9 protein-coding genes and 1 pseudogene are annotated in these 9,910 nt (G+C 73.9%); all 10 read right to left on the bottom strand.

Features of this window, described 5'->3' with window-relative positions; genetic code table 11:
- Positions 1 to 637: 637 nt before the first annotated feature.
- Positions 638 to 1,507 (bottom strand): alpha/beta hydrolase, encoded by an 870-nt coding sequence (locus tag B7767_RS13720; protein ID WP_085572431.1) that lies wholly within the window; start codon positions 1,505 to 1,507, stop codon positions 638 to 640.
- Between the two features lie 189 nt (positions 1,508 to 1,696).
- Positions 1,697 to 2,926 (bottom strand): kynureninase, encoded by a 1,230-nt coding sequence (gene kynU, locus B7767_RS13715; RefSeq protein ID WP_085572430.1) that lies wholly within the window; start codon positions 2,924 to 2,926, stop codon positions 1,697 to 1,699.
- A complete protein-coding gene (locus B7767_RS13710) occupies positions 2,919 to 3,752 on the bottom strand; it encodes a tryptophan 2,3-dioxygenase family protein (protein WP_085572429.1) in 834 nt (277 codons plus the stop codon). Before B7767_RS13710 ends, kynU begins: the two co-directional genes overlap by 8 nt.
- A 165-nt stretch (positions 3,753 to 3,917) precedes the next feature.
- Positions 3,918 to 4,331, bottom strand: a complete 414-nt coding sequence (locus B7767_RS13705; RefSeq protein ID WP_085572433.1) for a DUF3151 domain-containing protein — start codon at positions 4,329 to 4,331, stop codon at positions 3,918 to 3,920.
- Positions 4,332 to 4,348: 17 nt separating this feature from the next.
- Positions 4,349 to 5,818 (bottom strand): MFS transporter, encoded by a 1,470-nt coding sequence (locus B7767_RS13700; RefSeq protein WP_085572428.1) that lies wholly within the window; start codon positions 5,816 to 5,818, stop codon positions 4,349 to 4,351.
- Positions 5,819 to 5,880: 62 nt separating this feature from the next.
- On the bottom strand, positions 5,881 to 6,912 hold the full coding sequence (fbaA, locus tag B7767_RS13695; RefSeq protein WP_085572427.1) for a class II fructose-bisphosphate aldolase: 1,032 nt from the start codon (positions 6,910 to 6,912) through the stop codon (positions 5,881 to 5,883).
- Positions 6,913 to 7,101: 189 nt separating this feature from the next.
- Entirely contained in the window at positions 7,102 to 7,650 is a 549-nt protein-coding gene (pyrE, locus tag B7767_RS13690) for an orotate phosphoribosyltransferase (RefSeq protein WP_085572426.1), read from the bottom strand.
- Between the two features lie 10 nt (positions 7,651 to 7,660).
- On the bottom strand, positions 7,661 to 8,449 hold the full coding sequence (locus tag B7767_RS13685) for an aldose epimerase (RefSeq protein ID WP_085572425.1): 789 nt from the start codon (positions 8,447 to 8,449) through the stop codon (positions 7,661 to 7,663).
- Positions 8,450 to 8,743: 294 nt separating this feature from the next.
- Positions 8,744 to 9,589 (bottom strand): SRPBCC domain-containing protein, encoded by an 846-nt coding sequence (locus tag B7767_RS13680; RefSeq protein ID WP_085572424.1) that lies wholly within the window; start codon positions 9,587 to 9,589, stop codon positions 8,744 to 8,746.
- A gap of 86 nt (positions 9,590 to 9,675) precedes the next feature.
- Positions 9,676 to 9,910 (bottom strand): annotated as a pseudogene (locus B7767_RS13675) (spermidine synthase); the annotation flags it as partial.

Here is a 9,910-nt window from a genome sequence, read left to right as displayed (position 1 = left end):
GGTTGGCGGCGTAGACCGCGTCGAGGTTCGCCGCGGAAGGCCCCGCGACCACGGCGGGCACCGGCGCGGGCACCCGAGCCCGCGCCGCCCCGGCAAGCGGCACGGCAACGGCCCCGGCGACAACCCCCGCAAGCACCCCCCGCAAAACCCGCGCCCCGCGCAGCCCGAACGAGCCCCGCCACCTCCACCATCCCCGCGCTCCGCGGGCAGTCGTGCCTCCCCCAGTGCCTGAAGGGCCTGGGAGGTACCCCCAGGGGCGGCACGGGTGGGCGATGGGGGTCCCCCCGCTCATGGGGGTCCCCCCGCTCATGGGGGTCCCCCCGCTCATGGGGGTCCCCCCGCTCGAGCGAAGTCGAGAGTGGGGGAGAAGTCGAGAGTGGGGGAGGAGCCGAGAGTGGAGGAGGCACCCCGCAAGCGCCGGGTCGCGCGAACACCCCCCGGCCCACCCCCACGCCGTGCACCCCTCACGCTCGCGCACCATGGTGGCCGCACCTCCCCGTCCGCCCGCCCATCGGGCCTACTGGAAAGGGAAGTTACGGAGCGCCACGGGTAACCCGCGTCCCACCGGGGGACTCACCTGCGGGGTAGCTCTCAGGTACTACGGGTATGACCGGCTCGCCCCCATCAGGAGAGCCGCTCACCAAGCGAGTTGAGCGATCTCCTCCGCCACCACCGCACACGCGTCCGCCCCCGGATCGATCAGCGGAAAGTGCCCCACGTCCTCCAGCAACGTCACCCCCACGACCTCCCCCGCCTTCGCCGCCGCCTCCGCGTACGCCTCGGCGACCGCCTGCGGAACCACGACGTCGGTACGCCCCTGCACCAGGGTCGTGGCGATCCCGGTGGGCAGCAGCAGCCCGGGATCGGCGTGCGGCCGGCGCTCGGCGAAGTGATCGTCGCCCCCGAGCAACTGCCGCACCGCGCCCCCGCACACGCCCAGCTTGTCGGCGACCTCGAAGTCCGCGATCGGCGCGAGGGCGACCACACCTCGCAGCGGCGCGGGCTCGTCCGTCCGCCAGGGGGAACCGGCCGGCAGGACGTGCCGCGCGGCGGCCCACAACGCCAGGTGGCCACCGGCCGAGTGCCCGGTGAGCACGACGCGCCGCAGGTCGGCCCCCGGCACCCGCTCCCGTATCAGCCCCGGCAGCGCGTCCATCGCGGCGGCGACGTCGTCGAAGGTGTCGGGCCACCGCCCCGCGACCGGGCCACCACCGCCCGGCTCCCCCGCCCCGCGCCGGTATTCGACACTGGCCACGGCGAAACCCCGCCCGGCCAGGAAGGCCGCGAACGGGCTGATGTGGCGCCGGTCGTACGGCGCCCGCCAGGCACCCCCGTGCAGCACGACCACGACGGGCGCGGGCCCGCCCTCCCCACGCGGCGCGTAGAGGTCGACGACCTGGTCCGGGTCGTCGCCGTAGGCCACCGTGGCGTCGGGGTCCACGGGCGGGTGGGAGAAGGCCGACTCCTCCTCGGCGGCGGCCCGGGCGGCTGCGGCGTCGTCCGTCATGGCTCCAACCTCTCAGCGAAGAAACACGGGTGACGGACCGGCGGGAACGCGGCCGTTCGGCCGGGACGGTATCAGCACGCCCCCGTACGCCGACATGCGGATGTCACGCTCGGTCAGCGGGCCCGGGGGCCCGGGGGGCGACACCGTACGACGTCGCCCCCGGCCCCGGAACCCCGAAGCCCCGGAGGACTACGCCAGCACCTCCGCCAGTACCCGCGCCGCCCGCTCCACGTCCGCGAAGCCGACGTACAGCGGGGTGAAGCCGAAGCGGAGCACGTCCGGGTGGCGGAAGTCCCCGACCACGCCCCGCTCGATCAGCCGCCGCATCACCTCACCGGCGGTGGGGGGACCTCCCGCTCGAGCGGAGCCGAGAGTGGGGGAGCAGCGCAGGGCGATCTGGCTGCCCCGCTCCCCGTGCGCACGCGGTGTCACGCACTCGACGCGGCCGTCGGGCACGTACGTCTCGACGCACTCCAGGAAGAAGTCCGTCAGCGCGAGGGACTTGGCGCGCACCGCGTCGACGGCCACGCCGTCCCACACCTCCAGCGCCGCCTCCAGGGCGAGCATGGAGAGGATGTCCGGGGTGCCGACCCGCCCGCGCACCGCGCCCGCCGCCGGCTCGTACGCGGAGCGCATCCCGAAGGGCTCGACGTGGGAGTTCCACCCCGGCAGCGGGGAGTCGAAGCGGTCCTGGAGGTCCGCGCGCACGTACAGGAACGCCGGTGAACCGGGCCCGCCGTTGAGGTACTTGTAGGTGCAGCCGACCGCCAGGTCCACGCCGTGCTCGTCCAGGCCGACCGGCAGCGCGCCCGCGCTGTGGCACAGGTCCCAGACCACCACCGCCCCCGCCGCGTGCACGGCGGCCGTCAGCGACGGCAGGTCGTGCAGCCGCCCGGTGCGGTAGTCGACGTGGTTGAGCAGCACGGCGGCCGTGCGGTCACCGAGCGCGCCCGGCACCTCGGACGGGGTCACCGGACGCAGCGTGCACCCGGTCATCCGGGCCGCCGACCCGGCGATGTAGCCGTCCGTGGGGAAGGTGGTCGCGTCGACCACGATCTCGTCCCGCTCCGGGCCGGCCGACCGCGCCAGTCGCACCGCGGCCACCAGCGCCTTGAACACGTTGACGCTGGTCGAGTCGCCGACCACGATCTGTCCGGCCGCCGCGCCGACCAGCGGCGCGATCCGGTCGCCGATCCGCTCCGGCGCCGTCCACCAGTCGCCCTCGGTCCAGGACCGGATCCGCAGCTCGCCCCACTGCCGGCGCACCACGTCCTCGACCCGGCCGGGCACGGCGACGGGCAGCGCGCCCAGCGAGTTGCCGTCGAGGTAGACCACGTCGTCGAGCACGAACTCCGCCCGCTTGGCGGCCAGTTCGTCGGCGGCGTCCAGCTTCTCCGCCTTCAGCGCGAGCTCAGACATGGGACCGCGCCGTCCACAGCTCGGGGAACACGCTCTTCTGCGCCCGCTTCTCCAGCCAGGCCACCCCGGCGGAGCCTCCCGTGCCGGCCTTGGCGCCCATCGCGCGGCGGGTGGCGACCAGGTGGTCGTTGCGCCATCGCCACACCAGTTCGGCGACATCGGTCAGCGCCTCGCCGAGACGGGCGACCTCGTCCCGCTCGTCGCCCGCGTAGACGGCCGTCCAGACCGCCTCCACCTCCGCCGACGGCTCGTACTTCCGCGACACGTCGCGCCGCAGCACGTCCTCCGGGACGGCGTGCCCGCGCCGGGCGAGCAGCCGCAGCACCTCGTCGTACAGGCTCGGCTCGTGCAGCGCCTTCTCCAGCTCGGCGTGCACGCGGGGTGCGCCCCGGTGCGGGACCAGCATGGACGCGGACTTGTCGCCGAGCAGGAACTCCAGGCGCCGGTACATCGCCGACTGGAATCCGGAGCCCTCGCCGAGGGCGCCGCGGTAGGAGTTGAACTGCGCCGGGGTGAGCCCGCTCAGCGGCTTCCAGGAGGCGTTCAGCGCCTCCAGCTCCCGTACGGACCGCTTCAGCGCGTCGACCGCGACCGGGACGTCGTCCTGCCGCAGCGCCTTCGCCGCGGTCTCCCACTCGTGGACGATGACGGTGAACCACAGCTCCATGACCTGGGTGGTGACCAGGAAGACCATCTCTCCGGGATCGTCGGAGAGGGTGTGCTGCAGGTGGGTGAGGACATCGGCCTTGACGTAGTCCTCGTAGGGGGTCGTCCCCTGGAAGTCGAGATGCGGGGTCTCGGGCTGCTCGTGAGCCTCGTGGGACATCGCTGTCTCCTGTACATGTACTCCGGGTAGCGGTCCGCCCCTGCCGTTACCGGCACGGGGGCCCCGGTCCCCACGGTGCATCCTGCGCAATCGTCCCCCACGACCGCAAGGCCCGCCCGCTCACGGACGGGCCCCGGAGACATCACAGATCAGCCGGCCGGCCGGTCAGCCCAGGACCTGGGCCGCCGTCGGCGAGGAGTCCTTCAGGAACTGCGCGCAGCGCTCGTGCTCCTCCTGCTCGCCGATCGACTGCGCGGCGCGGGCGAGGGCGTGCAGGGCGCGCAGGAAGCCGCGGTTGGGCTCGTGCTCCCACGGCACGGGGCCGTGGCCCTTCCAGCCGTTGCGGCGCAGCGCGTCCAGTCCGCGGTGGTAGCCCGTACGGGCGTACGCGTACGACTCCACGACGCTGCCCCGCTCGAAGGCCTCGTCGGCCAGCCGGGCCCAGGCCAGCGAGGAGGTGGGGTACTTGGCCGCGACGTCGGCGGGCGTGGTGCCGGAGGCGAGCAGCTCGCGCGGGCCCGGGTCGTCGGGGAGGTGGGTCGGGGGCGGGCCCCCGAGGAGGTTTTCGTGAATCGACATGGGTCCAGTCTCGTACATCAGCGGGGCCGGCTCCCGCCCTCCTCCCCCGCCTCCAGCGGGGGCACCGCCACGCTGCCGTGGGTGTGGCACTCGGGGTGCGGGCAGCCGGGTGCCGGGCGGCGCACGGTCGCGAAGGCGATCGCCGATCCGGCCACCAGAACGGCCGCGCACAGCACCATCGCCCGCCGGAACGCGTCGTCGAAGGCGTCGGGGAGCCGGTAGGCCTCCGGGCCCATCCCGGCGAGCAGCGGCAACGCGGCCACCGCGACCAGGCCGGCCGCACGGGCGGCGGCGTTGTTGATGCCGCTGGCCAGGCCCGCCCGCGCGGTGTCCACGGAGGCGAGGACCGTCGCGGTGAGCGGCGCGACCAGGGTGACCATGCCGAGGCCGAGGACCAGCAGCGCGGGCAGCACCTCGGTGGCGTACGAGGCGCCGGGCCCGACCCGCAGCATCAGCAGCATCCCGGCGGCGCACAGCAGCGGGCCGACGGTGAGCGGGATGCGCGGGCCGATCCGGTCGCCGAGTTCGCCGGAGCGGGCGGAGAGCAGCAGCATCAGGGCGGTCGTCGGCAGCAGGGCCGTACCGGCGGCCAGCGCCGACCAGCCGACGACGACCTGGAGCTGGAGCGCGGCGAGGAAGAAGAACCCGCCGAAGGCCGCGTACACGCACAGCGTGACCACGTTGACCGCCGAGAACTGGCGGGAGGCGAAGATGTCCGGCGGCATCATCGGATGCGGGCGGCGCTTCTCGACGAGGACGAACGCGACCGCGGCGGCCAGCCCGGCGACCGCGGAGACGGCGACCAGGAAGGATCCCTGCTCAGCCTCGATCAGCGCGTACGTCACCAGGGCGAGGGCGATCGCGCCGAGCGCGGCGCCGAGGACGTCGAAGCGGCCCTCGGCCTTCCCGCCCGTCGACTCCGGCACGTGGCGCACGGCGACGGGGGCGCAGAGCAGGGCGAGCGGCACGTTGAGGAGGAACACCCAGCGCCAGCCGGGCCCGTCCACCAGCCAGCCGCCGACGAAGGGGCCGACGGCCGCGCCGATGCCGCCGAAGCCGGACCACAGGCCGACCGCGCGGCCCCGGTCGTCGGGGTGGAAGGAGGCCTGGATGAGGGCGAGCGAGCCGGGGGTGAGCAGTGCCCCGCCGACGCCCTGGAGGGCACGGGCGGCGATGAGAACGCCGGCGTTCGGGGCGATGCCGCACAGCAGGGAGGCCGCCGCGAACCACAGCACGCCGACGACGAACACCTTCCGCCGCCCGAACCGGTCGCCCAGCGCCCCGCCGAGCAGGATCAGCCCGGCCAGCGTGACCATGTAGGCGTTGACGGTCCACTGCAGTGCGGCGAGGTCGGCGTCCAGGTCGCGGCCGATGCGCGGGAGGGCGACGTTGACCACGGTCGAGTCGAGCAGGGCCATGCTGGAGCCGAGGACCGTGGTGAGCAGGATCCACTTGCCCTGCGGGGAGGACAGCCGGACGTCGGGCATGCCGCGAGCATACGGAAGAGCCCGGCACCGCGTGCGGTACCGGGCTCGCACTCCGAGAGGTGTTACTTGAGGCGGGTGCCCGTGGAGCGCAGGTTCCGGCAGGCCTCCACGACGCGGGCCGACATCGACGCCTCGGCCAGCTTGCCCCAGGTGCGCGGGTCGTAGGTCTTCTTGTCGCCGACCTCGCCGTCGACCTTCAGGACGCCGTCGTAGTTGCGGAACATGTGGTCGGCGACCGGACGGGTGAACGCGTACTGGGTGTCGGTGTCGATGTTCATCTTCACGACGCCGTTCTCCAGCGCGGTGAGGATCTCCTCCGGGGTGGAGCCGGAGCCGCCGTGGAAGACGAAGTCGAACGGCTGGGAGCCGGCCGGCTTGCCGTACTTGGCGGCGACGCCCTCGTTGAGCTCCTTCAGCAGCTCGGGACGGAGGACGACGTTGCCCGGCTTGTACACGCCGTGCACGTTGCCGAAGGACGCGGCGAGCAGGTAGCGGCCCTTGTCGCCGAGGCCGAGGGCCTCCGCGGTGCGGATCGCGTCGTCGACCGTGGTGTAGAGGGAGTCGTTGATCTCGTGCGTGACGCCGTCCTCCTCACCGCCGGTCGGGGTGATCTCGACCTCCAGGATGATCTTCGCGGCGCGGGCGCGCTCGAGGAGCTCCTGGGCGATGGAGAGGTTGTCGGCGAGGGTCTCCGCGGAGCCGTCCCACATGTGGGACTGGAACAGCGGGTTGCGGCCGGCCTTGACGCGCTCCTCGGACACCGCGAGCAGCGGACGGACGTACCCGTCGAGCTTGTCCTTCGGGCAGTGGTCCGTGTGCAGGGCGATGTTGACGTCGTACTTCTCGGCGACGATGTGCGCGAACTCGGCGAGCGCGACCGCGCCGGTCACCATCTCCTTCTTGTGCTGGCCGCCCAGGAACTCGGCGCCGCCCGTCGAGATCTGGACGATGCCGTCGCTCTCCGCCTCGGCGAAGCCGCGCAGTGCCGCGTGCAGGGTCTGGGACGAGGTGACGTTGATGGCCGGGTAGGCGAACTTCTCCGCCTTCGCCCGGTCGAGCATCTCGTTGTAGACCTCGGGAGTTGCGATGGGCATCTGTCCGCTCCTTATGCGTGCGGTGTGGCGTACTGCGTACGGTCGGCCCTGACCTGGAACCTTGGATGCGACGTCATTGTCGGGGCCATCTTCCCAGACTTGTCCGGCCGGTCGACGGCGCAGGTCAAGTCGTTATGCGAGGGATGCGGGGGGGAGCGCGGGGGCCGCCGGGTCGCCCGGCCGGCGGCCTCAGTCGAGGCCGAGCTCGTCCTTGTCGTAGGCGAACAGGTACGGCACCCCGGCGCCCTCCTGGATCTTCTCGGCGGCGCCGGTGGCCCGGTCGACGATCGTCGCGACGGCCACGACCTCGGCGCCGGCCTCGCGCACGGCCTCGACGGCGGTGAGCGGGGAGCCGCCGGTGGTGGAGGTGTCCTCGACGACGAGGACGCGGCGGCCCTTGATGTCCGGCCCCTCGACGCGCCGCTGCAGCCCGTGCGCCTTGGCGGCCTTGCGGACGACGAAGGCGTCCAGCTTCCGGCCGCGCGCGGCGGCTGCGTGCAGCATGCTCGCCGCCACCGGGTCGGCGCCCATGGTCAGCCCGCCCACCGCGTCGAACTCCAGCTCCGCGGTCAGGTCCAGCAGCACCTGCCCGACCAGCGGGGCGGCCTCGCCGTCGAGGGTGATGCGGCGCAGGTCGACGTAGTAGTCGGCCTCCAGACCGGAGGAGAGGGTCACCTTGCCGTGCACCACGGCCTTGTCCTTGATCTGCTGCAGCAGCGCGCCGCGAGTGTCCGTCATGCCTGTCAGCTTAAAGCCGGGTCCAGCTCCAGGTCGTCGAGGCCTCCAGCGGCTCCAGCGGGGTGACCAGGCGCGGGTGGGTGTTCAGCCCGTTCGGCGGCCCGGTCTGCGGCTCCACGCACACGGCCTCGCGCTGCTCGTCGTAGACCACGACCCACTCCTCCCGGCTGGTCACCTTCAGCTCCAACCGCCCCGGCCAGGTGAGGGTGACGTCGACGCCGCCGGGCATCCCGAAGCAGTCGTCCCACGGTCCGGGCCTCGGGTCGACGCGCCGCCCGGTCGGCAGGTGGTCCTCCCCGCGCTCCTCCTGCCAGGCGGGCGCGAAGTCGATCGTCACGTCCTCGCCGCCGAGGCTGCGGTTGAACCACGGGTGCCAGCCGATCTGCGCCGGGAAGGACGACTCGTACGTCTCCACGCTCATCGTCAGCGTCAGGGAGTCCCCGGTCAGCGCGACCTGCTGGGTGACCCGCCCGGGGTACGGCCACGGCTCCACGAGGTCGTACGTCATCACGGCCTCGTCGGTGCTCGTGCGGGCGGTGCGCCAGGCGGCGTCGCGGGCGGTGCCGTGGATGGCGTTCGGCGGGGCGTTGAGCGGCATCTGCTGCACGGTCGCGCCGTCCCGGAACCGTCCGTCGCGGATCCGTCCGCACCAGGGCACCATCGGGAAGCACCCGAACCGCTCCCCCTGCCGCAACAGCTCGACGCCCCCGACCCGCAGTCCTCCGACCCGCCCGCCGTTCCCCGGCAGCACGGTCACCTCCGCGTCACCCGCGGTCAGCGTGATGTCTCCGTTACTCACGCGACGACCCTACTGGGACGATCAAGAGCACGTCGCCGGCCACGGGCAGCCGTGCCGCCGGGCGGGGGCAGCCGTGCCGCCGGGCGGAGGCCGGTCTCGCTCACCGGCGCTCGCCGGGTGCCTCCCCCAGTGCCTGAAGGGCCTGGGAGGTGCCCCCAGGGCGGCACGGGTGGGCGGTGGGGGTACCTCCCGCTCGAGCGAAGCCGAGAGTGGGGGAGGCACCCCGCAAGCACCGGGCCGCGCGAACGCCCCCGGCCCACACTGGCGCCGGGCACCCGCAAAGGCGACGGCGGCTCAGCGACGCCGACGCAGCGCCCTGATCGCGACGACCACCGAGGCGACCGCCAGTGCCGCCGCCGGTGCGGCCCACCGCAGGGGCGTGACGGAGGCGACCGTCTGCGGCGCGGGAACGGGCGCGTAGCGCCCGCGCGGCGGCGCGTGGTCCACCTCCTCCGCACTACGGCCGATCATCGTCCGCCGAGCGTGCGCCGCCTCGGCCACGGAGTCGTCGTCCGCTTCGAGGGAGGACGGTGGAACCTCCGCGTCGAAGACGGGCGGCGGGACGTCCTCCGCGTCCGGAACCGACGGCGGGACGTCATCCGGAGCGGGCAGCGGAGCGTCATCCGCATCCGGCGTCGTGTCGAAGTCCGTCGTGGCCCGCGGCTCGAAATCCCCCGTCGACAACAGCTCGGGCGACTCCGGCCCGGAACCCCGTTCCGCCGCGTCGGCCCCCAGGTTCTCCGCGAAGCGGTCCAGCAGGCGGGCCACCGCGGAGGCCACCGCGTCCGCCGGGAAGTCCACGACCCGGCCGTCGGCCGTGGCCGTCCCCTCGACCGTGAGGGCGGTACCGCCCTCCACGGACCGCAGCCGCAGCCGCAGCGCGAGCTTCACCGAGCCGCTGCCGCGGGCCTCCGCCGCGTCGCCCTCGACGGCGTAGGAACCGTCGTCCCGTGCGGACACCCGCACGGCACCCCGATAGGTGACGGAGTGGCTGCCGACGCGGATCTTCAGCCGCCCGGCGACGGGATCCGCGCCGGCGTCGTGCTGGAGCCCGGGCACCGCCCGGGCGACCCGCGCGGGGTCGTCCAGCACCTCCCTGAGCCGCTCCGCCTCGACCGGAACGAACACCTCGTGCTCCATGAGTGCGGAGCCTACCCACGCGACGCCGGACCGCACCCCCGTCGGCGGGAAGTCGCGGCGCGTCGGCGCGGAACGTAGTAGGGGGCTCAGCGGGAGTACCGGGGGTGCACCAGCGTGGACGGCGGCGGACCGGCGACCCGGGTGCGCTCCGCCGCCCGGACGTCCGCCGCGAGGGAGGCGTCGGTGAGCGTGCGCGGACGCGGCCCGGCGGGGTCGAGACGGGGTACCGGAACGTTCCGGGCGGCCAGCACGAACCCCCAGTCGCGGTGGACGTGGGCGGTGGCCGTGGCCCCCCGGTCGGGCCCGGCGGCGAAGCCGGCC

The organism is Streptomyces sp. 13-12-16, from assembly GCF_002114215.1.
GTDB lineage: Bacteria > Actinomycetota > Actinomycetes > Streptomycetales > Streptomycetaceae > Streptomyces.
Note: the sequence above shows the minus strand (reverse complement) of the source record. Positions and strands in the feature narration are given on the sequence as shown.

Bases quoted from the DNA above. Each gene is read 5' to 3' on its own strand.
- B7767_RS13720 (WP_085572431.1), bottom strand. From the start codon at position 1,507: ATGACGGACGACGCCGCAGCCGCCCGGGCCGCCGCCGAGGAGGAGTCG.
- kynU (WP_085572430.1), bottom strand. From the start codon at position 2,926: ATGTCTGAGCTCGCGCTGAAGGCGGAGAAGCTGGACGCCGCCGACGAA.
- B7767_RS13710 (WP_085572429.1), bottom strand. From the start codon at position 3,752: ATGTCCCACGAGGCTCACGAGCAGCCCGAGACCCCGCATCTCGACTTC.
- B7767_RS13705 (WP_085572433.1), bottom strand. From the start codon at position 4,331: ATGTCGATTCACGAAAACCTCCTCGGGGGCCCGCCCCCGACCCACCTC.
- B7767_RS13700 (WP_085572428.1), bottom strand. From the start codon at position 5,818: ATGCCCGACGTCCGGCTGTCCTCCCCGCAGGGCAAGTGGATCCTGCTC.
- fbaA (WP_085572427.1), bottom strand. From the start codon at position 6,912: ATGCCCATCGCAACTCCCGAGGTCTACAACGAGATGCTCGACCGGGCG.
- pyrE (WP_085572426.1), bottom strand. From the start codon at position 7,650: ATGACGGACACTCGCGGCGCGCTGCTGCAGCAGATCAAGGACAAGGCC.
- B7767_RS13680 (WP_085572424.1), bottom strand. From the start codon at position 9,589: ATGGAGCACGAGGTGTTCGTTCCGGTCGAGGCGGAGCGGCTCAGGGAG.